Genomic DNA, 25,856 nt, shown 5'->3' on the forward strand with positions numbered 1-25,856 from the left:
GCTCCTGCGGGCGGGCGCCCTACACCCCCGCCCAGCGGCGCAGGGTGGCGGTGGCCATGGCGGCGTCGGTGGCGGGCAGTTGGGCGATGCGGGTCGAGTGGGTGCCGCCCGGGACCTGGTAGAGGTAGGAGTCCTGGGAGCCGGCGCCCAGCCGGAACGGTTCGGCGACGGCGGGGTCGGCGGCGCCGTTGACGAACATCAGGTGCTCGCCGCGCGTGCGGACCCAGCGGTCCACGTCGCGCATCGCCTGCGGCCGGTGGCGCATCGGGATGTCGCGGGGGACGAAGGTGCGCGGCTCGGTGGCGCCGGGGTAGCGGATCAGGTCGGCCAGGTGGTCCGTCTCGACCGGGAAGTAGCCCAGCTGGGTGCCCAGCTGGTAGAAGTACGGGACGAACTGGTCGGCCACCGCGTCGGCGTAGACCGGCAGTTGGGCGACCTCGGAGAGCCAGCCGTAGAGGGCGTCGTCGGAGGCGTCCGCGGCCGGGACCGCCGGGCAGGCGGCTTGGCCGCGGCCCTGCCAGAACATGAACGGGGCACGAAGGACGGCGATCTCGAAGGCCTTGTCGGCGCTGCCGACGAGCCGGAAGGCGTCGCCCTTGGCGTCCGCCCACGCCTGGTAGCGGGCGACGAGGGTGGTGCGGCGCTCCAGCAGGGCGCGCTGCGCGGCCCGCAGCGCGCTGCGGCACTCGGGGGTGCCGACGGTGCGCAGGAAGTCGAGGTAGGCGGTGTCGTCGCGGTCGTCGACGTTGTTCGGCGCCGAGTAGGCGACCGAGCCGGCCACGTCCTGCGGGTAGAACCGGCGGTGGTAGACGGTGGCCATGCCGCCCTTGCTGCCGCCGGTGGAGATCCACGGCGCCCGGTAGACGGCGCGCAGCGCCTCGATCACGTGGTGGTGGTCGGCGGCGGCCTGCTGGATGTCGAGGTCGTCCCAGTCGGCCGGTTCGGGCCGGGAGGTGCCGAAGAACCGCTGCTCGGTGCTCACCTGGTTGCCGTCGAGCAGTTCGGCCGGCTCCGAGCGGTACTGGCCGGTGGAGACGGTGTAGCCGCTGGTGTACAGCACGGTGGGGCGGTCGGTGCCCCGGTGCAGCAGGGTGAGCCGCTGTTCGAAGCCGCCCCGCTCGGGGTGACGGTGGTCGGCGGGCTGGTGCAGCGTCAGGACGAAGAAGCGGAACCCGGGTGCGGCGGGCTTCTCCTCCACGATCCGCAGGCCCGGCACCGCCTCGATGGCCGCCCGGATGTCGGCCGGTCCGGCCTCGGCCGCCGCGGCGGGCACCGCCACCGTCCCGGCCAGCAGCACCGCCGCGGCCGCCTGGGCCACCAGTCGTCCGATTCGCCCGCGCTTCATGGGTGTCCTCCCCGGTCGTCGTTGATCTCCAGTCAACCGGGGCCGCGACCCGCGCGGATCCCGCCGGGGAGGGGTCCGTCTCCCTCCTGGGAGGGAGACCCCGACCCGGTTCCGGTGGTCAGGCGGCCACCGGGGCGGCCAAGGCGAAACAGCGGCCGTTCCATGAGCCGCCGGCCCCGGCAGCGGACCGCTGCCCGCACGCGCCCTGTCCGGCGGGAAACGCGGGACCCGCAGGAGCGACGGCAACAGGTGAGCATGTGCGCACGGGTACGCCCTACGATGGGCGGATGAGCACCGGCACCGATCTGGCAGATGCGCATCGCTCGCAGCAGCGGGCCGAGGAGCGCCTGGACGTCGCCGCGTCCGTGCTGGCGCTGCTGGCCGACCGGACCCGGCTGGCGCTGCTGGAGCGGCTGGGCCGGGGCGAGGCGGACGTGACCACGCTGACCGAGGCGACCGGCGCCGCCCGGCCGTCCGTCAGCCAGCACTTGGCGAAGCTCCGGCTCGCGGGGCTGGTGGCCACCCGCAAGGAGGGGCGGCGGGTGGTGTACTCGCTGCGCCACGGGCACCTGCGCCGGCTCGTGGACGAGGCACTGAACGTCGCGGACCACCAGATCGGCCACCTGCCGCCGCACGACTGACGATCGCAGGACTGACCGGCGCACGACGGACCGCCGCCGTCAACCGGGGCGGTGCGATCCTCCCGGGAATAGGTGCACGCGTACGCACATGTTGAATATGATGGCCCCACCACGCCGCTGCGAACCGGGACGGGGCCCATGCTGTCCGTACTGCGCGACCGCGCCTACCGCCATCTCTTCACCGCCCAGGTCGTGGCCCTGGTCGGCACCGGCCTGGCCACCGTGGCGCTGTCCCTGCTGGCGTACCGGATCGCCGGCGCCGACGCCTCGGCGGTGCTCGGCACCGCGCTGGCGATCAAGATGGTCGCCTACGTCGCCGTCGCGCCGCTCGCCGGTGCGCTCGCCGGGCGGATACCCCGGCGGGCCCTGATGGTCGCGATGGACCTCACCCGGGCCGGGGTGGCGCTCACCCTGCCGTTCGTCGACCGGGTCTGGCAGGTCTACCTGCTGGTCTTCCTGCTGCAGGCCGCCTCCGCCGCCTTCACCCCGACCTTCCAGGCCACCATCCCGGACGTGCTGCCCGCCGAACGCGACTACACCAACGCCCTGTCGCTGTCCCGGCTCGCCTACGACCTGGAGTCGCTGTTCAGCCCGGCGCTGGCCGCGCTGCTGCTCTCGGTGGTCTCCTACGACTGGCTGTTCGCCGGGACGACGGTCGGCTTCCTCGCCTCCGCCGCGCTGGTCGTCTCCGCCGTCCTGCCCAAACCCGCGCCGGTCCAGCGCGGCGGAGGCTTCCCCGCCAAGGCCGCCTTCGGCACCCGGCTGTTCCGGGCCACGCCCCGGCTGCGCGCCCTGCTCGCCCTCGACCTCGCGGTGGCCGCCGCCGGCGCCATCGTGTTCGTCGACACCGTCAACCTCGTCCGCGACCACTTCCACCGCCCGGCCGGGGCCGTCTCGCTGGCCCTCGGCGCCTACGGGGTGGGCTCGCTGCTCACCGCGCTCCTGCTCCCCCGGCTGCTGGCCCGGGCCGGCGACCGCGCGGTGATGCTGCCCGCCGCCTTCGCCCTGCCGGCCGTGCTGGCCGCCGTCACCGCGATCGCCGCCACCCCCGCCGGGACCGGGACATGGCTCGCGCTGCTCGCCGCCTGGGCGCTGGTCGGCGCGGGCAGCTCCGCCGTGCTCACCCCCGGCGGCCGCCTGATCCGCCGCTCGGCCTCGGACGCCGACCTGCCCGCCGCCTTCGCCGCCCAGTTCTCGCTCTCGCACGCCTGCTGGCTGCTCACCTACCCGCTGGCCGGGTGGCTCGCCGCCTCCGCCGGACTGCCCGTCACCGCCGCCGTCCTCGGCGTCATCGCACTCGCCGCCGCCTCCGGGGCCGTCACCCTGTGGCCCGCCCGCGACCCCGAGGCGCTGGAACACCTGCACACCGACCTGCCCGCCGGCCACCCCCACCTCACCGGTGCGCATCCGACCGCCGGCGGCGGCTGGCAGCACGACCACCGCTACGTCATCGACCAGCACCACCACCGCTGGCCCCACCCGGCCGGCGCCGGTGCCCGCACCCGCGCCCGCGTCACCAGCGGCTGACCCACTCCGGCCGACCGCGCGCGTCGGCGGCGAAAAGCGGTGGCCACGGAAGCGTCGCCCGGTGTAGACAATGTGACATGCTACAAGGCAGCCACATCACCCTCCGGGCCCGCCACGAGGACGACGTCCCCGTGCTCCAGGCCGAGTTGTACGACGACGTCGCGACCCGCTCGCGGGCCGACTCCCGGCCCTGGCGGCCCCTCCCGCCCGGATCCGCGCAGTCGCCGTACGCGGTCACCGGGCCGTCCGAGGAGGCCGCCTGCTTCTCCGTGGTCGAGACGGCCTCCGGAGAACTGGCCGGGGAGGCCCTGCTGTGGGGCATCGACACCCACAACCGCAGCGCCCACCTGGGCCTCGCCCTGCGGCCGGGCCACCGGCGGCGCGGGCTCGCGGTGGACGTCGTACGGGTGCTCTGCCGGTACGGATTCGTGGTGCTCGGCCTGCGCCGGCTCCAGCTGGAGACGCTCACGGACAACGAGCCGATGATCAGGGCCGCCATCCGGGCCGGCTTCACGGTCGAGGGGCGGCTGCGCCGATCGGCCTGGGCCTGCGGGGAGTTCCTGGACCAGGCGGTGCTCGGACTGCTCGCCGAGGAATGGCAGGAATGGCAGGAATGAACCGGCCGATGCGGCACGGGTACACCAACGACACCACGGGTGACGGCCGGGTCGTGGTGAAGCGCTACCGGGGGCCGGACGCCGAGGCGCGGGCGGCCCGCGAGCGGCGGGTGCTGACCGGGCTGCGCGGACGGCTGCCGGTGCCACCGGTGCTCGCCGTGGAGCCCGGCGCGATCACGCTCGGCCACCTGCCGGGCGCGCCCGGGCAGGACCTGCTGGACGCCGGGCACGGGCCGCAGGTCCTCGCCGCCTGCGGGCGGGTGCTGCGCCTCCTCCACGCCGTCGACGCCGCCGTGGTCGAGGACGGCCCGGCCGTCGCCGGATCCGTCCTCGTCCACGGGGACTTCGGGCCCCACAACCTCCTGCTGGACCCGGTCGGCTTCACCGTCACCGGCCTGATCGACTGGGAGTTCGCGCACCGCGGCGAGCCGGTCGAGGACCTCGCCTGGTGCGAGTGGACCGTCCGCACGCACCACCCGGACCAGGCCGGCGCCCTCGGCGAACTCTTCGGCGCCTACGGTCGCCCGGCGCCGCCGTGGCCGCGGCGCCGGGCCGCCATGCTCACGGCCTGCGCGCGGCTGGAGGAGTTCTGCCGCCGGTGGGACCCGGACGGGCCAGGCGTCCGGCAGTGGCGGGACCGCGGTCGCGCCACCGCCGGTTGGGCGGAGGATCCGCTCCGGCCCGGCTGACCCTGCCCGGCTGACCGGGCCCCGGTCACGACCCCCGGTCAGGCGAGCGGGCGGCAGAGCAGGGCGTCCGGGACGCCGTAGTGCAGCCACTTCCAGGTGTAGGCGACCCCGGCAAGGTACTCGGTGTCGGCGCACTGGCCCTTGTAGTGGCCCGGCGCCCAGTCGCTCGCGGCCGAGCCGCCGGCCGCGGGCCGGTTGTCGCCGTGGTCGAACCAGACGCCGCGGCCGTTCAGCGGCAGCGGCCCGGCCGCGGGCGCGCAGAGCAGGGCCGCCATGGCGTCGCCGTGCACGCTGTAGCCGACGGCGAAGGTGCGGTCGGGGCACTGCAGCTTGTTGTAGCCGGACGCCCAGTCGCCGGTGACGTACCGTTCGTCGGTGACGGTGATCCAGTCGCCGCTGCCCGTCGCGGGGCCCCCGGCGTCGGTGCACAGGCCCCGGCTGTCGCCGCGGCCGAGGCCGGTGAGGCGCTGGCCGTCCGGGCAGTCGCCCTTGCGGTTGCCGCTGCTCCAGTCCGGGAGCGCCAGCATCCGGCGGGAGACGTTCTGGTCGCCGTGGTCGAGGTCGAGCAGGTTCCAGTGGTTCACCCGGGCGACCGGGCCGGTCAGTGACGGGGCGTCGACCAGTCTGGTCCAGTCGGCGGCCCGCCAGTCGCCCGGGTCGGTCAGGCCGAGCCGCCGGCCGGCGGGGTCGTAGGAGAGCAGCGCCCAGGTGTCCTGGGGTCGTCCGGCGGCGTCGGCCCAGCCGACCAGCGGCCAGATGGCGAAGTCGGTGTCCCGGGCGGCGAGCAGGTCGGTGAAGGTGTGCAGCCAGGCCTGTTCCTTGGCGTCGGTGGAGCCGCGTCCGCCCGCGCCGAACTCGCTGATCCACACCGGGGCGGTGAAGTGCTGCCCGGCCTGGGTGACGAACAGGGCCTCGTCGTCCACGACCTGGGCGAGCTGCTCGGGGGTGAAGTCCTGGTAGCGGGGGTCGTTCGTCGCTCCCGGGCCGCTGCCCGCACCGGTGTTGGCGGGCCCGGTGTAGGCGTAGAAGTGCGCGGCGTACACCAGTTTGCCGGAGTCGACGAGGGTGTGGGAGAGGGTGCGGACCGGGGTGAGCATCGGGCGGCCGTGGCTGAAGACCGCCGCGGGGATGCCGTACCAGTTGATGCCCTCCATGACGACGAGCATGTCCGGGTCGGCCTGCAGGATCCGGTTCCCCGCCTCCTCGAAGGCGGTGTACTCGTCGTGGGCGTCGCCCAGGCCCCAGTTGGGGTCGTCCCAGGTGTCCCGGCGGACCTCGTTGCGCAGGTCGGCGCCGACCACCCGCTTGTTCGCCCGGTAGCGGTTCACCATGAACACCCAGTCGTCCGACCACTGCGCGGTGGACTGGCCGCTGTTCCAGCGCTCGTTGCCGTCCAGGCCGCAGCAGAAGCGGTAGCTCGTGGTGTGGTTGTTGAGGATGACCGCGAAGCCCTCGGCGGTGAGCGCGCCCACCACGGCGTCGTACACCTGCAGCGGGGTGCGGCCGCGCAGTTGCGGGTTGGCGGCGACGGCCGAGTCCGGCACGGGCGTGGTGTCGTGGACCATCGCGTTGGCGAAGGGCAGCCGGATGCTGTTGAGGCCGAGCCCGTGGAAGTCGGCCAGCAGCCGTGCCATCGGCACCCGGTCCAGGCCGAGCGGGATGTTGTGCGAGACCTGCCCGGCCTGGTTGTTCGCGGGGTCGTCGGCGGATCCGCTGCCCTCCCAGGTGCCTTGGGCCCCGGCCCAGTTGGCGGCCTTGAGCTTGAAGCGGTTGCCGTCCGCGTCGACGATGTAGCGCCCGCGGGTGCTGAGCGGGCCGGTCCAGGAGGTGGTCTGCGCGGCGGTGGCCGCTGCCGGAGCGGCGACGACGGCGCCCGCCGTCATCCCGGCGATCACGGGCAGGCAGGCGGCCAGGGCGAGCAGGCGCGTTCCGAGTCTTCTCATGGTCATCCCGGTGGAGGTGAGGGTGGCGGGGATTTGACGGGGACCGACCATAGCCCCAGATGTGACTGGCGGGTAGCCCGCGGTCGACGCGGGCTACCCGCCTGTGCACCTGCTACCGGAGGACGCCGTGCACGGCCTCGGGGTCGGTCGGCGCGAGGCCGGTCCCGGTGCTCACCGAGGGTGCGGCCTTGGCTGCGGCTGGCGGCGGGGTCACGAACACCGGGTCCGGATCGGCCTCGGGCGCACAGGTCTTGGCGATCCGTCCCTTGCCCTGGGGCAGGCTGCCGTCGCGCAGGTACGCGGTGAAGGTGTCGTCCAGGCAGGCGTTGCCGTGGAAGAGGATCTCGTGGAAGCTGCCGCCGTTCTGGACGACCAGCTTGGAGCCGGGCAGCGCGTCGTGCATGGCGAGCCCGCCCTCGTACGGGGTGGCGGCGTCCTCGGTGGCCTGGAACAGCAGGACCGGGGGCAGGCCCTTGCCCGTGATCTTCAGCCGGCCGGCCGGGTTGCCCTGGTAGGGCCAGAACATGCAGGCCGCGTTGTACCACATGTTGTTATAGGTGTAGAAGGGCGCGACGGCGTCGACCTTGGCCTGGTCCTTCTTCCAGACCTCCCAGTCCCGCGGCCAGGCGTTCTCGGTGCACTGCGCCGCGTTGTAGGCCGGGAAGGCGCCGTCGTCGGCGCCCGGGGCGGCGTAGCGGTTGTACGCGATGTTCAGCGGCCGGGTGTCGTGCTGGGTGAGGTAGGCGGAGAGCACGGTGGCCATCCGGGGCCAGCGCAGGAAGTTGTAGCCGCCGCCGTAGAAGGTGTCCTCGAACTCGGCCGGGCCGATCCTGCCCGGCGCGGGGGCGGCGTCCACCGGGTCCTTGCGCAGGGCGTCCTCGACCTGGCGGTAGGCCTGCTGGACGGCGGCGGCGTCGGTGCCCAGGTGGTAGACGGAGTCGGCCTTGGCCGCCCAGGCCGCGAAGGCCTCGAAGCGGCGCTGGTGCTCCTTGTCCTGCAGGATGTTGTGGTCGTACCAGCTGATGGTCGGTCCGACGATGCTGTCCAGCACCATCCGGCGCACGTGCGAGGGGAACAGCTGGCCGTAGGTGGAGCCCAGCGAGGTGCCCCAGGAGCCGCCGTAGAAATTGATCTTCGGGGCGCCGAGCGCCCGCCGGATGCTGTCCATGTCGCGCGCGTTGTCGACGGTGGTCATGTGCGGCAGCAGCCAGGACCAGTCGGCCGCGCAGTCGGCGGCGTAGCCGGCCGCCTTCTTCAGCCAGGCCTTGGACGTGCCCTGGCTCACCTGGTAGTCCGGGCGCTCGCCGTCGAAGTAGTGGGCGTCGCAGACCACGTGGGGGTCGCTGCCGTTGGTGCCGCGCGGGTCGAAGCCGATCCAGTCGTAGGTCGAGGCGACATCCGCCGGGAGCTTGGTGGAGATGTACGCGGGCATCCAGAGCCCGGAGTCGCCGGGGCCGCCGGGGTTGAGCAGGATCGGGCCCTGCTGCTTGTCCTTGGGCGCGGTGGCGGGCAGCCGGTTCAGCTTGATGCGGATCTTCCGCCCGTGCGGGTCGGCGTAGTCCACCGGCACGTCGAGCATCGCGCACTGCAGCGCGGGGGTGGCGGCGTCTTCGCAGGAGCTCCAGGTGAGCTTTCCCTGACCGCTGTCGGCGAGGTCGGCGCCGTCCGGTCCGGCGGCGGAGGCGGAGGTTCCGCCGAGGGCGGCGACGGCCGTGACGGCCGCCAGCAGGGCGATGGCTTTTCTCATGGGGAGCATGATGTGACATGTGCAATAGTACATCTAGTGGGCTGACCGGAATTTACCAAGCTTTGACCACTTCAGCCTGACTGATCATCAGAGTTACACCCCTCCAGGGAGGTTGTCCGTGCGAGTACTCACCAACCGTGGCTAGCATCGGGAAAGCATTCCGTTCGAGCGCTAATCGCCTGGGAGGGGCGGCGCCGGACGGACCCGACAGGAGAGTCCATGCACGTGTCGCACAAACACGTCCACCCCGTCAGCTCCCGCCCCACAGCGGCCGATGTCGCCCTGCCACCCGCGCTCCCGTACCCCGACGGCTGGTCCGCCCTCGCCTTCTCCGCCGAGCTCCCGCCCGGCACCGTCCTCACCCGCCAGCTCGCCGGCGAGGACGTCGTGCTGTACCGGCTGCGGAACGGCCGCCTGCGCGCGATCCGCCCGTACTGCCCGCACCTGGGCGCCCACCTCGGCCTGGCCGCCGTCGAGGGCGACCAGCTCGTCTGCCCCTTCCACCGGTTCGCCTTCGACGCCGACGGCCACTGCGTGCGCACCGGTTACGACAGCCCGCCGCCCAAGGCCGCCCTGGCGCAGCTGCCGGTGCGCGAGGTCAACGAGGCCGTCCTGGTCTGGCGCCACCACGACGGGCGGGAGCCGGACTGGGAGGTCCCGTCCTGGCACGTGCTCGGCGACGGGCGGCAGCCGCTGCGGTACGCCTCCTTCGAGATGCCCGGCTACGCCCAGGACGTCATGGAGAACTCCTTCGACCTGGGCCACTTCGTCACCCTGCACGGCTGGCCGCAGGGCGAGTTGGCGGCCCCGGTGGAGTTCGACGGCACCCGCTTCCGCATCTCCATGCGGGTGCGGGAGACCTTCCCGCTGCTCGGGATGCGCCAGGTCGACGTGGAGGTGAACGGCTACGGCCTGACCGCCCTGCACACCGATGTGCGCACGCCCTCGCTCGGCCTGGAGATCTGCTCGCTGGTGATGGCCACCCAGGTCGCCCCCGGCCGGATGCAGCTCCGGCAGGCGAGCCGCTTCGTCATGCGGGAGCCGGCCGGCCTGCCCCCGGCCGTCGCCCGGGCGGTCAGCCGCGCGGGGACGGCGCTGCTCGCGGGCCCGATGTTCAAGCGCAACATCGAGTTCACCGCCGCCGACTTCCCGATCTGGTCCACCAAGAAGTACGTGTCGCCGCCCCGGCTCGCCGCCGGCGACGGGCCGATCGGCGCGATGCGGCACTGGGCCCGGCAGTTCTACCCGCAGGACCAGCGGGCACACCTCGCGGAGCCGGCCGCCTCCCCGGCCGCCGCGGCCGCGGGCAGTACTCCCGACGGCGCTCCGGAGGGCGCGCCCGACGGTCTTCCGCACGGCGCGCCCGACGGCCTTTCCAGCGGCGTCGCCCGCGGCTGAGCGAGCCCCCTTCGGCCGCGTCCGCACCGGATCCCGCACCCGGCGCCCGCCTCGGCGTCCGCGACCGGAACCGCCCCTTCGGACGGTACCGTCTGGCGTGGAGTACGGGGGCGGACGCGGCGAGGGGAGATTCGGCGTGGAGGCGCTGGGGGACGGGGACCCGCGGCAGGTGGGCGAGTACCGCCTGCTGCGGAGACTCGGTGCGGGCGGCATGGGCCGGGTCTACCTGGGCCGCACGGCGGGCGGGCGCACGGTGGCCGTCAAGCTGGTGCACGACCAGTACGCGGCGGACCCGGAGTTCCGGGTGCGGTTCCGCAACGAGGTGGCCGCCGCCCGGCGGGTCGGCGGACGGTGGACGGCCCCCGTGCTGGACGCGGACACCGAGGGAGCCCAGCCCTGGGTGGCCACCGGGTACGTGGCCGGCCCCTCGCTGAGCACCGCCGTACGGGGCTTCGGGCCGCTGCCCGAGCCGGCCGTCCGCTCGCTCGGAGCGGGGCTCGCCGAGGCCCTGCGAGCCGTGCACGAACGGGGGTTGGTGCACCGGGACGTCAAGCCGTCCAATGTGCTGCTGGCCCTCGACGGCCCGCGGCTGATCGACTTCGGGATCACCCGGGCGCTGGACGCGGCGACCGCGCTCACCCGCTCCGGCCTCGTGGTCGGCTCCCCCGGCTACCTCTCCCCCGAGCAGGCCGAGGGCCGGGGCGTCGGGCCCGCGAGCGACGTCTTCTCGCTGGGCGCCGTCCTGGCCTACGCGGCCACCGGGACCGCGCCGTTCGGCTCGGGGGTCAGCGCGGCGGTGCTGCTCTACCGGGTGCTCCACGAGGAGCCCGAACTCGACATCGCCGACCCGGAGTTGCACGCCGTCGTGGCGGAGTGCCTGGCCAAGGACCCGGACCGCCGCCCCACCCCCGAGCAGCTCCGCGAGCGGCTGACGGCGCACGACCGGGCGGCGGGCGAGCGGCTGGAGCGGCGGGACTGGCTGCCGCCGGCGATCGCCGGCGCGCTGGCCGTCCTGGCGGTCGAGCTGCTGGACCTGGACGGCGAGACCCCGGCGCCGCGACCTGCGCAACCACCCGCTCCCAGTGGTCAGTTCGGCCCGCCGACGGAATGGGCCGCCCCGCCGCTGCCGCTCTCCCCGGCCACCGCCGGGCCGTCGCGGCAGTACCCGCCGTACCCGCCCTACCCACAGCCCGGCACGGGCCCCGCGGCCCCGGGCCCGTTCACGGCCCCCCGGGCCGCGCACCCGGCGCCGCCCGGCCGGCGCGCCGGTCTCGGCACCCTGGTCCTCGCCGCCGTGCTGGCGGTCGCGGTGGCGGGCACGGCGGTCTTCCTCGCCACCCGCGACGACGGTGCGGGCGCCGCGAAGCCGAGCCCCCCGACGACGGCGCCGGGCACCACCGCGGCCACCGGCACGGCCGCCCCCGAGGGCGCGATCCCGGCCGACTTCCTCGGCACCTGGCAGGGCACCCTGGGCAGCCAGCAGACCTTCCTCAAGCCCGACTTCACGATCGTCCTGAGCCAGGGCCGGCCGAACGACCCGGTCGCCCAGATCCACAACAACGAGGGCCTGGGCACCCGTTACTGCGACGCCGTCGCCAACCTGGTCCTGGCGAGCGCCGACCGGGTGGTCCTGCGCACCGCACCGATGAACTCGCTCAGCGGCTGCGCCCCCGACCCGCACGACCAGGTCTACACCCGCAATCCGGACGGCAGTCTGCACCTGCTGGTCGGCGGCTTCTCGGGGGATCTGCGGAGGAAGTAGCCCCTCGTCACCCGTTCACGGCGGGGCGGCACCCACGCACGGGTGCCGCCCCGCCGCCGTGTTCCGCCCGGAAGCCGGCACCAGGGCGCCCGGAACCGCGCTCGACGGGTGCTAGAGGAATCCGGCCGCACCCTCGCGCCGCAACTATGGTGCGTCGCATCCCCCCACCATTCCTTCAAGTCGAACACACATCCGGCACCGCTCCACTCGCCGCCCCGCTCCCCACCCTGCCGGCCATCCCGATCGCAACCCACCGTCCCGCGTACGAAAGGAGAACCGCCATGCAGCTCAAGGTCCTCGGCCCCCTCACCGCCGGCCTCAACGGCATCTCCGTCGTCCCCTCCGCCGCCAAGCAGCGCCAGATCCTCGCCCTCCTCGCGCTCTACCCCAACCGGATCCTGCCCACGGCCACCCTGATCGAGGAGATCTGGGGCGACGACCCCCCGAGACAGGCGCTCACCACGATGCAGACGTACATCCTGCAGCTGCGACGCCGGATCACCCAGGCCCTCGGGCCGACCCCGCACATCACCGCCAAGGACATCCTCACCACGCGCCACGGCGGCTACCAGCTCACCGCGCACCCGGACGACCTGGACGTCCACACCTACAACCTGCTGATCACCCAGGGCCAGCACGCCTTCAACCACGGCCACGACCACCAGGCCGCGACCCACTTCCGCCAGGCCCTCGCGCTCTGGCACGGCCCCGCCCTCGTCGACGTGCGGCCCGGACCGATCCTCACCATCGAGATCATGCGGCTGGAGGAGAGCCGGCTGATCACCCTGGAACGGCGGATCGACAGCGACCTGCGGCTCGGCCGGCACAACGAGCTGATCCCCGAGCTCACCCACCTGACCCACCAGCACCCGCACCACGAGGGCCTGCACGCCCAGGCCATGGTCGCGCTCTACCGGGCCGGCCGGCAGACCAGCGCCCTCACCACCTACCACCACCTGCGGCACCGGCTGACCACCGAACTCGGCATCCAGCCCTCCCCGCACCTGCAACACCTGCAACACGCCATCCTCACCCTCGACCCCACCCTCAACACGCCCACCACCGCCCACCCGACCACCTACAACCTGTACTCGGCCTGAGCACCGTCCGCACGGCCGTCCCCGCCGACCTCTCCCAGCCCTCACCAACAGGACGCGTCATGACCACCGCACCCGAGAAACCCCTCGCCCTGATCACCGGCGGCACCCGCGGCATCGGTCTCGCCATCGCCCGCGAACTCGGCAGCCGCGGCCACCGTGTCTTCATCTGCGCCCGCACCGCCCCGGACATCGACCAGGCGCTGACCGACCTGCGCGACGAGGGCCACCAGGCCGACGGCGCCACCTGCGACGTCCGCGACCCCGTCCAGGTCGCCGGACTGATCCGGCACGCCGTCGCCGAGCACGGGCCGATCACCGTACTGGTCAACAACGCCGGCCGCACCGGCGGCGGACCGACCGCGACCACCACCGACGACCTGTGGTACGACGTCATCGACACCAATCTGAACGCCGTCTTCCTGGTCACCCGGGAGACCCTGCGACACGGCCACATCACCAGCACCACGCACCCCCGCATCATCAACATCGCCTCCACGGCCGGGAAACAGGCCGTCACCCTGGGCGCGCCGTACACCGCGAGCAAGCACGCCGTGATCGGCTTCACCCGGGCGCTGGCCAAGGAACTGGCCCCCACCGGCACCACCGTCAACGCCATCTGCCCCGGCTACGTCCAGACCCCGCACACCACCCGCATCCACCACGAGTACGCGACCGCCTACAACACCACGCCCGAGACCATCCACCAGCACTTCCAGACGCACATCCCGCTCGGCCGCTACACCACCCCGGAGGAGGTCGCCTCGCTGGCCGGCTACCTCACCTCCCCGACCGCCGCCAGCATCACCGCCCAGGCGCTCAACGTCTGCGGCGGACTCGCCACCCAGTAACCCGGCGCGAACCTGGCCGGCCCACGGGAAGGACTCGGGCTCCGGTGCCCGCTGATCAGTGATGACGAACCGTCAGTTCTCCAGCGCACCCGTCACCTTGCTGGTGTCCGGCGCTCCAGCGCCCGAGCCCTGCCTGCCCGCCGCCCGCCCGCCGAGACGGCTCGACCCGGGCGCGGTGAGCGCCGCACTGGCCCGGACCGCTGCCAGGCGGCGGCCCGGGCAGCGGTCCGGACGGCGCCGCCCCCGCCCCGGATCGCCCACCGACCCGGCCCGGTACGGGAGTTCCTGCTGGTCGAACTGCATCGGAGCCACCAGCCGGACGTACTGCGCGCCGCCCTGCGGGCCGTCCAACCCGAGGCTGACGGGGAACTCCTCTGGCAGCGGACGGCGGACGGCCCGGCCGGCCTCGACCGGCTGCTCACCGAACTCGGCCGCGGCCTGGCCGCCGGCCCCCGGCTGCGGGCGCTGCTGATCCGGGACGGACAGGACGGCCGCACGGCACCCCGGGTGTTCCTCGGGCTGCGGCCCGCCCCGCCCGGGCTCACCGCCCACCTGCTGGACGCCCTTCGGGAGGCGCTCGCGCACCCGCCCGAGCCCGTCACCGTCCCGACCAGCGCCCTGCAACGGGAGATGCTCCGCCAGGTGCTCGACCCGCCGGACCACGACGGCCGGCACATCGAGCAGCTGTCCTGGAACTGGCACGGCCCCCTGGACACCGAACGGTTCACCGCCGCCTGGCAGTCCGTCATCGACCACGAGACCGTGCTGCGCGCGGCCTTCGACTGGGCGGAGGACGGCACCGGCGACCCCTGGATGGTGCTGCACGAACACGCCGTCCCCGAGGTCACCCGGCACCCCCACGGCGCCGCCGACTGGGAGGAACTGCTCGCCGCCGACCGCAGCCGCGGCTTCGACCTGCGCCGCCCCGCCCTGCTGCGCGCCACCCTGCTCGACGCCCCGCCGGACGCCGACGAGGGGCCCGCCACCCGGGTGCTGCTCAGCTACCACCACGCCATGCTCGACGGCTGGAGCGTCCGCCTCCTGCTGCAGTCCTTCTACCGCGCCTACCTGACCGACGGCGTCCTGCCCGGCGGCGAACGCCGGCCCGACGTCCGCGACCACGCGCGCTGGCTCCAGGCCCAGGGCACCGACGCGGCAGAGCAGTTCTGGTCCACCCGGCCCGCCGCCACCACCGTCCTGCCACTCGTACCCGACCCGCGCCGGACCGACCCGAACCGTACCTCCGACCCCAACCGACCAGGCAGCGGCCGGGCCCGGCGCCGGCTCTCCCCGTACGAGGCGGTACGGCTGCGCGGCTGGGCCGCCGCCTGGGGAGCCGGCGAGAGCAGCGCCCTGCAGGCCGCCTGGGCCCTGCTGCTCTACCGCGCCGCGCAGTCCGGCCCGCCCCGCCGCCCGGCCCGAGCGGTCCGGGTCGGCTTCGCGGTGACCGTCTCCGGCCGGGGCATCCCGCTCGACGGCGTCGAACGGCTGCCCGGCGCCCTGCGCAACCCGCTGCCGATCACCGTCCGGGTCCACCCGGCCACCACCGTGCCCCAGCTGCTCGCGGCCCTGCGCGACGGGGTGCTCGACCTCGCCGGCTACGAGTGGGTCTCCCCCGGGCAGGCGCACCGCTGGACGCCCGGCGCGCGCGGACAGCGGCCGAACAGCCTGGTCGTCCTGGAACACCAGCCGACCGCCGCGCACCACCTGCGGCTCGAGACCGACCTGGCCGCCCACGGCATCCACGTCGAGAGCCCGGTGCCGTCCGGCACCTTCACCTCCTACCCGATCACCCTCGCCGCCCACTACGACGCCACCGGCGGACTGGTCCTCACCACCACCCACGACCGCGCCCTGCTCGCCGACCAGGACGCCGTCGAACTCCTCAGCCAGAGCGCCCACCTGCTGCGCACCTTCCCCGACCTGCCGAGCGGGCTCAGCACCACCGAGGTGCTGCGCTCCGCGCTCGCCGGGCAGCCGGCACCCCGGCTGGGCGAGCCCGGGACCGGTCTCACCGACGGCCCGGGCACCGCGGCCGCCGAAGCCACCGAGGCCGCCCGCACCCCGGCTGTGCGGCTGGAGGTGCTGCACCCCGCCACCCGTCCGGGCGCGGGCTGGGTCCTGCTGCTCCCCCCGCCCGGCGCGCCGCACACCCGCCACCCCGACGGCACCCGCGGCTGGCCCGGCCCGCAGGCCCTCGGCGTGCTGCGCCCCGTCGGGGACGACCCGCCGCCCGCCGCGTACCGCCCGGTGCTCGGCCCGCTGCTGGACGCCCGTACGCCGGTAGCGCTGGTCGCCCCGCCGGGCCTCGGCCTGACCGCGTACGAGATCGCCCGGCTCGGGGCGCCGGCCCGGCCGCCGCTGGTGGTGCTGCTCGGCGAGGAGGACGGCCTGGCGGCGGTGGCGGAGCTGCTGGCGGGCCGCGGGTAGGGGCGGCGCCGGGGCGGGTCGGCGGCTCGGCGTTACGGTGGGCGGCATGGCCCGTTTCGTACTGACCCGCCGTTCGCCGCTCCCGCCGTCCGTCTGCTGGGAGCGGCTGACCGCCTGGCCCCGGCACGGCGAGCGGGTGCCGTTCACCCGGGTCACGGTCGCCCGGGGCACCGGCCGGGAGGTGGGCGACCTCGTCCTGGCCCGGACGTCGCTCGGGCCGCTGCGCTTCGACGACCCGATGGAGATCGTCGAGCTGACCGCTCCCGCACCCGGGCGCGACGGCCTCTGCCGACTGGCCAAGCGCGGCCGGCCGGTGCGCGGCGGCGCGGTCCTGCGGGTCCGGGCCGTGGACGGCGGCAGCGAGGCCCGCTGGGCCGAGGAACTTCGGATCACCGGGCTGCCCCGGCCCGCCGATCCACTGATCGCGGCGGCCGGCCGCCTCGTCTTCGGCCGGGTCCTGGACCGGCTGCTGGAGCCGTAGCGCCGGCTGCGCCCAGCCGCGGCCCGACACCTCATGCCTCGCCGGACGGGTGAACCCCGGCAGCGCCCGTCCCACGCCTGACCGGCCCGGGGTGCGGAGCGGCCCGGAGCGACGCACCGTCGGAGACATGGCCTCGATCATCGTGCTGTTCGAGCTGGCGCCCGAGACGCTCCTCGGCCCCGAGGGCGTCGGGCCCGGAGTACTGGCCGTCCACGCCGCCGGTGCCGACCCCGACGTCCCCGAGGACCCCCAGCCGACCACCCTGTGCCGGCGCGACACCCGATCCATGGAGCACAGCCACTACGCCCCCGCCCGGCCCGGCGACCCCTGGTACCCGCCCGAACTGGCGGACCGCCGCTGCCGGGAGTGCGAACGGGCCCTGGCCGCCTCCTGACGACCCCGCCGTCCGGGCCCGGGCAGAGCGAGGGACGGCCCGCGCGGCTCAAACCTTCTCGGCGCGGATCGAGTAGGTGAGGGGGACGCGCGGAGCGTTCCCGGGCTGCCGGTAGACGTCGCCGTCGTGGCGCTCGAGCGACCGGCGCTGGAGGTAGAAGGTGTGGCCGACCGGCGCACTGCACGGCCGGACCCGGCACGCGTACAGGGACCGCGCCGACCGCGACCGCTCAGCGGCCGCGCCGCCGGTCGGCGGGGCTCCGGTGCCGGTTCAGGTACTGCTGGCGGACGTACCCGCGAAGGTCCGCGTCCTCGGCGGTGACGCCGTCGTGCTCGGTCAGCCGCCGGGCCGCGAACCGCGCCTCCGCCACCTGCGCCGCGTCCGCGTCCCCGACGCCCAGCGCCGCCCGGTCGCGCAGTGCGGCGAGGCGCAGCAGGTGCTCGCGGCGGCGCCGGAGCGGTTCGTTGCTCCGGGACCGGTACGCGTCGAGGTCGCGGCGCTCCGCCGCCTCGGCGGGCGCGTGCGCGTACGCCTCCTCGGGGGTGGGCACCGGCCCGACCGGCACGGACCGTACGGGCGGGGGCGGGAGCGGCGGCAGCCCGTGGGCGGAGAGCACGGCGTTCGCGAACTCCGGACGGTCGACGGGCAGGCCGTGCCGGCCGAAGAGGGCGAACAGCTCGGCGAGGGCGCGCGGTTCGACGCCGCGCGGCCGGTCGTCCTCGGTGACGGTGAGCTCGCCGAGGAGCGGGCCCTGGAAGCGGCCGGGCGGGTCGGCCAGGCGCAGCCGGAGGCGGACCCGGTGGGCGCCGCCGTCCTGCTCCTCCCCGAAGTCCATGGCCAGGCCGCGGATCTGCTCCCAGGTGTAGTGCGTGGGGACGAGCAGGCGCACCAGGGTGAGGCCGGCTTCCTCCTCGCGCAGCCGGAAGGTCCGCGGCCCGGCGGCGCCGGTGACGGCGGCGACCGCGGCGGCGGTCAGCAGGGTCGTCCCGACGCCCGTGGCGCCGGTCTCGCTCAGCACGATCACGGTGATCAGGCCGAGTACGCAGCCGATCCCGGCGGCGTCCGCCCACCGCCGCATGAACGCCAGTCGCAGCGTCGTCATCCCGCCTCCTCCCCCGCGCGTGCTCCCACCTTCGCGGTGGGTGTACGCCCCGGACAAGCGCGCCCGCGCGGCTGTGACGGCCCCGTGACGATCCCGCCGCCGCCCTACCTCCCCCGCAGGCGCCGGACGAGGTCGCGTGCGGCGGCCGGCCAGCGCGGGTACTCGAAGGTGAAGCCGGCGTCGACCAGGCGGGTGGGGACGACCCGGCGGCTCTTGAGCAGCAGTTCGGACTCGGAGCGCAGGGCGAACGCGCCGAGTTCGGCCATCCAGCGGGTGGCGGGCAGGGCCAGCGGCATGCCCCAGGCGGCGCGCAGGTCGCGCATGAACTCGCGCTGGGGCAGCGGGTTCGGGGCGGCGAGGTTGACCGGCCCGCTCAGGTCCTCGTGGGCGATCAGGAAGTCGACGGCGCGGGCGAAGTCGCGCTCGTGGATCCAGGAGACGTACTGGGCGCCGCCCGCGATCGGGCCGCCGGCGCCGAGCCGGGCCAGCCAGGAGAGCGAGTCGAGGGCGCCGCCGCGCTCGGGGCCGAGGACGACGGCGGTGCGCAGTGCGGCCTTGCGGGTGCGCGGGGTGTCGGCCTCGGCCTGGGCCTCTTCCCAGGCGCGGGCGACGTCGATGCTGTACTGCCAGGAGGCCGGGGCGCCGGGTTCGCCGCCGCCGATCAGGCCGTCGTGCTCGCCGTTGGGGGCGTCGTGGCGGTGGGCGTAGACCGTGGCGGTGCTCATCTGCAGCCAGACGGCGGGCGGGCGCCGCGCTGCCGCGACGGCCTGGCCGACGGCGCGGGTGGAGAGGACCCTGGAGTCCATCATGGCGCGCCGGTTCTCGTCCGTGTAGCGGCAGTTGACGCTGCGGCCGGCGAGGTTGACCACGACGTCGCTGCCGTCGATCTGCTCCGTCCAGGCGCCGGGCGTCCGCCCGTCCCAGCCGACCTGCCGGGGCCCGACGGGCCTGCGGCTCAGGGTGACCACGTGGTGTCCGGCGGCGGTCAGGCTGCGGTCGAGCAGCGTGCCGAGGGCACCGGATCCACCGGGAATGACGATCTTCATGCGTTCCCCCTCATCTTCGCGGACCAGCGTAGCCCAGAATTCTGAACGCGTTCAATTGCCTGGCCGCCCGGCCCGGCCGCCACCGGAGCCCCGCTCCAGCCCGACCCCCTCACAGTCGCCCTGATCACCGGTCAGCGAAGGCCGACCCTTGCGCCGAAACGCTCCCGCTCCCTATCGTGCCGATGTATCGGATCGATACATCGAACCGATAGCACGACTCCTGAACCACCCCAGGGCCGCGCACCCGGCGCGGGCCCGAGGACGAGAGGAGCCGCGATGAGGCGGACCGACCACGGCACGGAACACCACGAGGGCGACGCGGGGCGGACCGCGCCCGCCGAACGGCTGCGCCACAGCTCGTCGTTCGGCACGGCGGCGGGCGCCTACGCCGAGCACCGCCCGGACTACGCCCACGCCGCCGTGCGCTGGGCAATCGAAGCGGCGCCCGGCGGGCGGGTGCTCGACCTCGGCGCCGGGACCGGCAAGCTCACCGGAACCCTGCTCGCGCTGGGCATCGACGTCGTGGCGGTCGAGCCCGACCCGGCGATGCTGGCCGAACTGCGCCGCACCCTCCCCGCCGTCCACGCCCTGCCTGGCAGCGCCGAGAGCATTCCGCTCCCGGACGGATCAGTCGACGCCGTGGTCTCCGGCAACGCCATGCACTGGTTCGACATGGACCTCGCGGGGCCGGAGATCGCCCGGGTCCTCGCACCCGGCGGAGTCCTGGCGGGACTGTGGAACGTCTTCGACGACGGCGTCGACTGGGTGGCCGGGCTCGCCCGGGTCACCGGCAGCGCGGCGATCGGCCCGCGTGACGTGCCCGGCAGCTGGCGGACCGCCACGGCGAACCTGCACCTCCCCCGCAAGGGCGACGCCCGGTTCGACTCGCCGGAGCAGGCGGAATTCCCGCACGGGCAGCTCCGGACCGCCGACTCCCTCGTCGGGACCCTCGGGACGAAGGCCGGGATGCTGGTCATGCCGGCGGCTGAACGGCAGGACAGGCTGGGCCGCGCCCGCGCCTACCTCGCGACCCGGCCGGAGACCGCCGACGGCGAGTTCACCCTCCCGATGCTGACGAGCGTGCTGCGCGTCCGTCGGTCCTGACGGCCGGCGGCCGGCGGCCTGTGGTCAGGGCCGCCGGCAACGGGGCCGAAGAGCTCCCCCGGTCTTCGGTCGAGCTCTCAGATCTCCGCGCGGCGCAGGGTCCTCCAGGTGACCACCGCACTCGCGGTGACCGCCAGGGCCAGTGATCCGAGGATCACCGCGGCCAGCACGGAGAGGTTCAGGTTCAGCCCGACGTCCGCCTTGGTGACCTGCGAGAGCCCGGAGGCCATCCCGGCCGGCGGCGGCAGCGTCACCAGGGCGCCGAGCACCGCACCGACGCCGACCACCAAGGCGGTCTCCCCGACGGCGAACGCCAGCAGCTGTCCGACCGTGCCGCCGGCGGACTTCATCCGGGCCTGATGGCGCAGGGCAAGTCGAACGCGAATCTGGCCGCGGAACTCTTCCTCAGTGACGCCGCCATCAACAAGCACATCGGCAACATCTTCGCCAAGCTCGATCTGCCGGTCGACGTCGACGGGCACCGTCGCGTCCTCGCCGTCCTGCACTTCCTACGGGCCTGATCCTGCGGACAGTCACACCGCATCGAGCCGTGGCCGTCTGCCGCGCGGGCTTTGATCACCACTGGTCCACGGCCGACGACAGGCCCGCGGTGCGCGCGGCGACGCCCGCCTGGACGGCGAAGAGACGGTCCCGCGTGTCCTGGTCGAGCGCGTGGAAATGGCCGTACGCCTCGAGGGTGACGAAGCCGTGCACGGTGGCCCAGGCCAGCATCAGGGCTTCCGCCGCGTCCGGCACCAGCGGGCGGCCGAGCCGGCCGCGTTCGGCCGTGTCGGCGACGAGTTCGGCCATGTGCTCCATCGCCCGCTGACCGGCCGCCACGGTCGGTCCGTCCGGTGGGGCCGCGTACCCGGGCACGGGGGAGCCGAAGATGAGGGCGAAGCGCTCCGGGTGCCGCTGCGCCCAGGTGCGGTAGCCGGTGCAGGTGGCCACGAAGCGTCCGTCCAGGTCGTCCGGCGGCACGGTCCCGCGGGTCGCCGTCAACGCGTCCGACAGGCTGTCGTACGAGTCGGCGACCAGGGCGGTGAGCAGCTCGTCCCGGTCGGCGAAGTAGCGGTACAGCGCGGGCGGGGTCATCCCCATGCTGCGGGCGATGTCGGTGAAGCGGAGGTTCGCGGCGCCGCGCTCGACGATCAGGCCCAGGGCCGCGTGCTTGATCTCCTCCACGGTGTCGGCGCGCAGCCGCTCACGGCGGCTCCGCCCCCCGCTCTCATCGGTCGACCCACCCGTCATCGCATCTCCTTCGGCATCTCCATCGGCTCGCTGCGCCCGGCACCGCGTTGACAATCCGTACCCGTCGACGTAAACGTTACGCCTCGTAAGACGCGTTATGAAGCGTAACGCTTTGCCGGGGGACGGGGCCCCCGACGACGTACGAGAGGACCACATGTCCCAGGGACTGCGCGAGGACCGGCGGCCGACCGCCGGGGAGAGCGGGCCGCACAGGCCCGGCCCGCTCGGCCGAATAGCCGGTTGGAGCTTCCGGAACCGGGGCCGCACGGTGCTGCTCTGGCTGCTCGCCGCCGCCGCGGCCTTCGGCCTCTCGGCCGGCCTCGGCGCCAAGTACAGCGCCGACTACTCCGCGCCCGGCTCGGACTCCAAGCAGGCCCAGCAACTGCTGGCACGGGACTTCCCCGGGCTGGGCGGTGAATCGATCAGCCTGGTGCTGACCTCCGACGGCGGCGTCACCGACGCCGCCACCCGCGACCGGGTCAAGGACCTGCTCGCCCGAATGGCCGAGGTGCCGCACGTCAGCGGCATCGACGACCCGTACGGCCCGCGCGGCAAGGTGTCGGCCGACGGCCGCACCGCCCTCGGGCAGATCCACCTGGACGTCGCCGTCGCCCCCGACATGCCGAAGGCCGACACCCAGCGGCTGCTCGACCTCGCCCGACCCGTCGACGGCGGCCTGCGCGTCCACCTCGGCGGCATGACGGTCCAGCAGGCCGAGCAGGGCGCGATCGGCTCGGAGGGCATCGGCATCGCGGCCGCCGCCCTGATCCTGGTGATCACCTTCGGCTCGGTCGTGGCCGCCGGCCTGCCGCTGCTCACCGCGCTCGGCGGGCTCGCGGTCAGCAGCGCCCTGCTGCCGGTCCTCGCCGCGATCATGCCGGTCCCGGACTGGTCGACCTCGCTCGCCGCGATGCTGGGCATCGGCGTCGGCATCGACTACGCGCTGCTGCTGGTCACCCGGTTCCGCGAGTGGCGCGCCGAGGGGCTCGACCCCGAGGCCGCCACGGTCGCCGCGCTGGACACTGCGGGCCGCGCGGTCGTGGTCGCCGGAATGACCGTCGTCGTCAGCATGCTCGGACTGTTCGCGATGGGCCTGTCGTTCATGCGCGGCGCCGCCGTCTCGGCGATCCTCTCCGTGTTCGTCGTGATCGCCGCGTCCGCCACGCTCTTCCCCGCGCTGCTCGGCTACCTCGGCCGACACATCGAGCGCCTCCGACTGCCCATGCCCCAGCGCCGCGCCGCCCGGAGTGAGAGCTCGGTGGGCGCCGGCTGGCTGCGCTGGAGCAGGCTCGTCGAGCGCCACCGCGTCCTCGGTGCCGTCACCGGGGTCGTCGTCCTGCTGGCGCTCGCGGCGCCGTTCCTGGGCGTGCGCTTCGGCTTCCCCGACGCGGGCAACGACCCCGCCGGGCGCTCGAACCGGCTGGCGTACGACACGGTGGCCGCCGGCTTCGGCCCGGGCAGCAACGGACCGCTGGTCCTGGTCGCCGAGTTGGCGCCGGGCACCCCCGCCGATGCGGCGGCCTCGCTGCCCACCGCGCTGAAGGCGGTGCCCGGCGTCACGGCCGTGACCCCTCCGGTGCCCGCCTCCGACGGCCGCTCGCTGCTGCTCACCGTCGTCCCGGACAGCGGTCCGCAGTCCGACGCCACCAAGACCCTGGTCCGCGACCTCCGCGATCACGTCGTCCCGGCCGCGGTCGGCCCCGGCGTCCGGGTGCACGTCGGCGGGGCGACCGCCAGCGCGATCGACAGCACCGACAACATCGCCCGCCGCATCCCGCTGCTGGTCGGCGGCGTGGTCACGGTGTCGATGCTCCTGCTCCTGGTGGCCTTCCGCAGCCTGGCCGTCGCCCTCAAGGCCGCCGTGATGAACCTGCTCTCCGTCGGCGCCGCGTACGGCGTGGTCGCCCTCGTCCTCGAAGGCGGCACCGCCGGCCGACTGATCGGCATCGACAGCCCCACCCCGCTGCCGGCCTTCGTCCCGGTGCTTACCTTCGCCGTCCTGTTCGGCCTCTCGATGGACTACGAGGTCTTCCTGGTCAGTCGGATGCGTGAGGCCTGGCTGCGCAGCAACGACAACGCGGAGTCCATCGTCAGCGGACTGGCGGGCACCGCGCGGGTGATCACCGCGGCGGCGGCCATCATGGTCGCCGTGTTCGCGGCCTTCGTCCCTGCGCCCGACCTGCCGATCAAGGTCATCGGCGTCGGCATGGGGTCGGCCATCCTGATCGACGCCACGCTGGTCCGACTGCTGCTGGTACCGGCCGTGATGCACCTGCTCGGCCGCGGCAACTGGTGGCTGCCCGCCTGGCTGGACCGCCGCCTGCCCCACCTCCACGTCGAAGGACACACCGAGTTCTACCAGCCGAAGCCCGCCACCGAGGCACCCCGCTCCCCGGCGGCGGTCGGCTAGCCGCACCAGCGGACCGCGGGCGTCCCACGACGCCTGCGGTCCGCTCTCCTGAATCACCCGGGGTCGGCGATGGCGGCTGTGGGCTCGGCGTGGAGGCCGGTGAAGCGTTCCGACACGGCCGCGGACGCTGACGCGCCCGGAAACCGCGCGGTACTGGTCCACTGACGTCCATCCGCTCCTCCGTCGCGCGAGCCCGGCCCGCCTCCGCGGGCGAAGCGGTGCCGGTCCGGGCCGGGCCGGGCCCGGTGCATGGTGGTGCTGCCCCGGTGGTTCAGCTCCAGGGCTGGGCGACCAGCCAGCTGGGGTCGGCGGCCCAGCTGGTGCCGCTGTCCCAGCTGTTGGAGCCGCCGTTGCTCGCTGTGTAGGCCGTGTAGTTGTAGTGCCGGATGTACTTCGTCGGGAAGTTGACGGACTGGAAGGAGGTGCCGACCCCGCTGTTGCCCGTGCTGGGTCAGAAGGTGGCGTCCTGGGCGAAGGCGCCGGCGCCGCCGCCGCCGAAGTCCAGCGATACCAGCGATACCAGCGAGCCGAGGCAAATCTGGCTACGCTCCGGCTCCGAGCAGTACACGACCTCCGACATCGTCCGCACCGCCGTCGCCGCCCAGCGGCAGACGACGCTCGAAGCGGCATAGGATCGACATGGCCTCCCCATTCGCCGACCCGGCCTTCTACCGCAACCGGTACCCCACCTACGACGCCCTCCGCGCCATCTCCCCGGTCCTCCAGGTCCCCATGGGCGACGATGCGGGCACCGCGACAGTCGTCACCGGCTACGCCGCCGCCCGGCGCGCCTTCACCGCCTCCCTGTCGAAGGACACCGGAGCGTACTTCGCCGACCGGCCGTCCGGCCGATCCCTGCACCCGGCCGTCTCCCGCACCATGCTCGCCACCGATCCGCCGGAGCACACCCGGCTCCGGCGGCTGGTGACCAAGGCGTTCACTCCGGCCCGGGTCGACGGCCTGCGACCCTACATCCGCACCCTCGCCGAGCAGCTCGTCGGGATGTGGGAGCCAGGCACCGAGGTCGACCTCGTCGAAGAGCTGGCCGCTCCCCTGCCGGTCACCGTCATCTGCCAGCTCCTGGGTGTCCCCCCGGCTGACCGGCCGTCCATCCGCACCTGGTCGACCGACCTGTTCGCCACCGGCGACCACACGCGGATCGACGCGGCATCCCACGCCCTGGCCGGCTACATGGCGGAACTGATCGCCGGCAAGCGTGCCCGCCCAGACCGTTCACTGCTCTCCGACCTGATCGCGGTCCACGACGACGACGCAGACCGGCTCAGCGAGGACGAGCTGCTCTCCCTCGCCGTGTTGCTGCTGATCGCCGGCCATGAGACGACCACCGCGGGCATCGGCAACGCGGTTCTCGCGCTGCTTCGGCATCCCGACGACCTGCAGCACCTGGTGGCCGGCCCACACCGCATCGCAGCCGCCGTCGACGAACTGCTGCGCTACGACTCACCGGTGAGCATCGCGACCTGGCGCTGGGCGCCCCGAGCCGTGCGACTGGACGACAGCGAGGTTCCCGTCGGAAGCCCGGTCTTCGTCTGTCCCGGCGCGGCCAACCGCGACCCTGCCCGGTTCGCCGACCCCGACCGGCTCGACCTCGACCGCCCCGACGCGGCCAGCCACCTCGCCTTCGGCCACGGCATCCATCGCTGCGTGGGCGCGCCGCTTGCCCACGCCGAGGTCGAGATCGTCCTGCGGGTCCTGCTCGAGCGTTTTCCCGGCATGCAGCTGGCAGTTGCGCCAGACGAACTCTCCTGGCGGCACTCCCGCCTGGTCCGCGGACTCGTCTCCTTGCCGGTGCGCCTGTAGGCCGTGGCCGGCCCGGGGAGGTTTCCCGCCCTGTCACCACGGTGGTCTCAGTCGGAGTCAACCACTTCCACCCTGTTCTGGACCGCGCCCTGCGGTGGGCCGCCGTTCCGCGTCCCACGTCCGACGAAGACCAGGCGCCCGGCAGCTCGGGAGTACCGCACCGTAAAGTTTGATGAGGCACACCTAAGCCACACAGGCTG

General features: G+C 74.2%; 24 protein-coding genes and 1 pseudogene. 16 read left to right on the top strand and 9 right to left on the bottom strand.

What is annotated here, in order from left to right; translation table 11 throughout:
• Positions 1–19: 19 nt before the first annotated feature.
• Positions 20–1,345 carry a S28 family serine protease gene (locus ACYP53_RS17755; RefSeq protein WP_459648013.1) on the bottom strand — a complete coding sequence of 442 codons (1,326 nt, stop codon included), beginning with the start codon at positions 1,343–1,345 and terminating at the stop codon, positions 20–22.
• Positions 1,346–1,632: 287 nt separating this feature from the next.
• Here ACYP53_RS17755 and ACYP53_RS17760 point away from each other — a divergent pair, with 287 nt between their 5' ends.
• The 4 genes from ACYP53_RS17760 to ACYP53_RS17775 all read left to right on the top strand — a co-directional run bounded on the left by ACYP53_RS17760 (position 1,633) and on the right by ACYP53_RS17775 (position 4,819).
• Positions 1,633–1,986, top strand: coding sequence for an ArsR/SmtB family transcription factor (locus ACYP53_RS17760; protein ID WP_459648014.1), 354 nt, complete (start codon positions 1,633–1,635; stop codon positions 1,984–1,986).
• Between the two features lie 138 nt (positions 1,987–2,124).
• Complete coding sequence (locus tag ACYP53_RS17765; RefSeq protein WP_459648015.1) at positions 2,125–3,513, top strand: MFS transporter; 1,389 nt, start codon at positions 2,125–2,127, stop codon at positions 3,511–3,513.
• Between the two features lie 77 nt (positions 3,514–3,590).
• Entirely contained in the window at positions 3,591–4,130 is a 540-nt protein-coding gene (locus ACYP53_RS17770; protein WP_459648016.1) for a GNAT family N-acetyltransferase, read from the top strand.
• Complete coding sequence (locus ACYP53_RS17775; RefSeq protein ID WP_459648017.1) at positions 4,118–4,819, top strand: phosphotransferase family protein; 702 nt, start codon at positions 4,118–4,120, stop codon at positions 4,817–4,819. Before ACYP53_RS17770 ends, ACYP53_RS17775 begins: the two co-directional genes overlap by 13 nt.
• Before the next feature lie 38 nt (positions 4,820–4,857).
• Here ACYP53_RS17775 and ACYP53_RS17780 read toward each other — a convergent pair whose 3' ends face one another.
• Positions 4,858–6,762 carry a glycoside hydrolase family 5 protein gene (locus tag ACYP53_RS17780; protein ID WP_459649782.1) on the bottom strand — a complete coding sequence of 635 codons (1,905 nt, stop codon included), beginning with the start codon at positions 6,760–6,762 and terminating at the stop codon, positions 4,858–4,860.
• Between the two features lie 112 nt (positions 6,763–6,874).
• Complete coding sequence (locus tag ACYP53_RS17785) at positions 6,875–8,509, bottom strand: alpha/beta hydrolase (RefSeq protein WP_459648018.1); 1,635 nt, start codon at positions 8,507–8,509, stop codon at positions 6,875–6,877.
• Between the two features lie 219 nt (positions 8,510–8,728).
• Between ACYP53_RS17785 and ACYP53_RS17790 the strand changes: the two genes are divergently transcribed.
• From ACYP53_RS17790 to ACYP53_RS17805, 4 genes are all read left to right on the top strand, one after another.
• The gene (locus ACYP53_RS17790) at positions 8,729–9,907 is read left to right on the top strand and encodes a Rieske 2Fe-2S domain-containing protein (RefSeq protein WP_459648019.1); all 1,179 of its coding nucleotides are present in this window, start codon (positions 8,729–8,731) and stop codon (positions 9,905–9,907) included.
• A gap of 136 nt (positions 9,908–10,043) precedes the next feature.
• Positions 10,044–11,669, top strand: a complete 1,626-nt coding sequence (locus ACYP53_RS17795) for a serine/threonine-protein kinase (RefSeq protein WP_459648020.1) — start codon at positions 10,044–10,046, stop codon at positions 11,667–11,669.
• Positions 11,670–11,950: 281 nt separating this feature from the next.
• Complete coding sequence (locus ACYP53_RS17800) at positions 11,951–12,769, top strand: AfsR/SARP family transcriptional regulator (protein ID WP_459648021.1); 819 nt, start codon at positions 11,951–11,953, stop codon at positions 12,767–12,769.
• A gap of 59 nt (positions 12,770–12,828) precedes the next feature.
• Positions 12,829–13,617: an SDR family NAD(P)-dependent oxidoreductase gene (locus ACYP53_RS17805; protein WP_459648022.1), complete on the top strand. Its 789-nt coding sequence runs from the start codon at positions 12,829–12,831 to the stop codon at positions 13,615–13,617.
• 72 nt (positions 13,618–13,689) lie between these two features.
• Here the strand turns inward: ACYP53_RS17805 and ACYP53_RS17810 are convergent, their stop codons facing one another.
• On the bottom strand, positions 13,690–14,169 hold the full coding sequence (locus ACYP53_RS17810; RefSeq protein ID WP_459648023.1) for a hypothetical protein: 480 nt from the start codon (positions 14,167–14,169) through the stop codon (positions 13,690–13,692).
• Between ACYP53_RS17810 and ACYP53_RS17815 the strand changes: the two genes are divergently transcribed.
• The 3 genes from ACYP53_RS17815 (at position 14,125) to ACYP53_RS17825 (ending at position 16,922) form a co-directional block, all read left to right on the top strand.
• Positions 14,125–16,047 carry a condensation domain-containing protein gene (locus tag ACYP53_RS17815; protein WP_459648024.1) on the top strand — a complete coding sequence of 641 codons (1,923 nt, stop codon included), beginning with the start codon at positions 14,125–14,127 and terminating at the stop codon, positions 16,045–16,047. The genes ACYP53_RS17810 and ACYP53_RS17815 overlap by 45 nt on opposite strands.
• 46 nt (positions 16,048–16,093) lie before the next feature.
• Positions 16,094–16,528 (top strand): SRPBCC family protein, encoded by a 435-nt coding sequence (locus ACYP53_RS17820; RefSeq protein WP_459648025.1) that lies wholly within the window; start codon positions 16,094–16,096, stop codon positions 16,526–16,528.
• Between the two features lie 127 nt (positions 16,529–16,655).
• On the top strand, positions 16,656–16,922 hold the full coding sequence (locus ACYP53_RS17825) for a hypothetical protein (protein WP_459648026.1): 267 nt from the start codon (positions 16,656–16,658) through the stop codon (positions 16,920–16,922).
• 229 nt (positions 16,923–17,151) lie between these two features.
• Here ACYP53_RS17825 and ACYP53_RS17830 read toward each other — a convergent pair whose 3' ends face one another.
• Both ACYP53_RS17830 and ACYP53_RS17835 read right to left on the bottom strand, forming a co-directional pair.
• Positions 17,152–18,024 (bottom strand): hypothetical protein, encoded by an 873-nt coding sequence (locus ACYP53_RS17830; RefSeq protein ID WP_459648027.1) that lies wholly within the window; start codon positions 18,022–18,024, stop codon positions 17,152–17,154.
• 104 nt (positions 18,025–18,128) lie between these two features.
• Positions 18,129–19,070, bottom strand: a complete 942-nt coding sequence (locus tag ACYP53_RS17835) for a TIGR01777 family oxidoreductase (RefSeq protein ID WP_459648028.1) — start codon at positions 19,068–19,070, stop codon at positions 18,129–18,131.
• 276 nt (positions 19,071–19,346) lie between these two features.
• Between ACYP53_RS17835 and ACYP53_RS17840 the strand changes: the two genes are divergently transcribed.
• Entirely contained in the window at positions 19,347–20,174 is an 828-nt protein-coding gene (locus tag ACYP53_RS17840; protein ID WP_459648029.1) for a class I SAM-dependent methyltransferase, read from the top strand.
• Between the two features lie 77 nt (positions 20,175–20,251).
• Here the strand turns inward: ACYP53_RS17840 and ACYP53_RS17845 are convergent, their stop codons facing one another.
• The gene (locus ACYP53_RS17845; RefSeq protein WP_459648030.1) at positions 20,252–20,524 is read right to left on the bottom strand and encodes a hypothetical protein; all 273 of its coding nucleotides are present in this window, start codon (positions 20,522–20,524) and stop codon (positions 20,252–20,254) included.
• Positions 20,525–20,533: 9 nt separating this feature from the next.
• Here ACYP53_RS17845 and ACYP53_RS17850 point away from each other — a divergent pair, with 9 nt between their 5' ends.
• Entirely contained in the window at positions 20,534–20,695 is a 162-nt protein-coding gene (locus ACYP53_RS17850) for a LuxR C-terminal-related transcriptional regulator (RefSeq protein WP_459648031.1), read from the top strand.
• A 55-nt stretch (positions 20,696–20,750) separates the two neighbouring features.
• Here the strand turns inward: ACYP53_RS17850 and ACYP53_RS17855 are convergent, their stop codons facing one another.
• Positions 20,751–21,425 (bottom strand): TetR/AcrR family transcriptional regulator, encoded by a 675-nt coding sequence (locus ACYP53_RS17855; RefSeq protein WP_459648032.1) that lies wholly within the window; start codon positions 21,423–21,425, stop codon positions 20,751–20,753.
• Between the two features lie 154 nt (positions 21,426–21,579).
• On the opposite strand from ACYP53_RS17855, the gene ACYP53_RS17860 reads away from it, so the two are divergent.
• Positions 21,580–23,835: an MMPL family transporter gene (locus tag ACYP53_RS17860; RefSeq protein WP_459648033.1), complete on the top strand. Its 2,256-nt coding sequence runs from the start codon at positions 21,580–21,582 to the stop codon at positions 23,833–23,835.
• A 271-nt stretch (positions 23,836–24,106) separates the two neighbouring features.
• On the opposite strand, the pseudogene ACYP53_RS17865 reads toward ACYP53_RS17860, so the two are convergent.
• Positions 24,107–24,322 (bottom strand): annotated as a pseudogene (locus ACYP53_RS17865) (AbfB domain-containing protein); the annotation flags it as partial.
• On the opposite strand from ACYP53_RS17865, the gene ACYP53_RS17870 reads away from it, so the two are divergent.
• Positions 24,240–24,467: a hypothetical protein gene (locus ACYP53_RS17870; RefSeq protein WP_459649857.1), complete on the top strand. Its 228-nt coding sequence runs from the start codon at positions 24,240–24,242 to the stop codon at positions 24,465–24,467. The pseudogene ACYP53_RS17865 and the gene ACYP53_RS17870 sit on opposite strands and share 83 nt — an antisense overlap.
• A 7-nt stretch (positions 24,468–24,474) precedes the next feature.
• Positions 24,475–25,656 (top strand): cytochrome P450 family protein, encoded by a 1,182-nt coding sequence (locus tag ACYP53_RS17875; RefSeq protein WP_459648034.1) that lies wholly within the window; start codon positions 24,475–24,477, stop codon positions 25,654–25,656.
• Positions 25,657–25,856 lie beyond the last annotated feature (200 nt).

The sequence above is a fragment of the Kitasatospora sp. Ki12 genome (genome assembly GCF_054601375.1).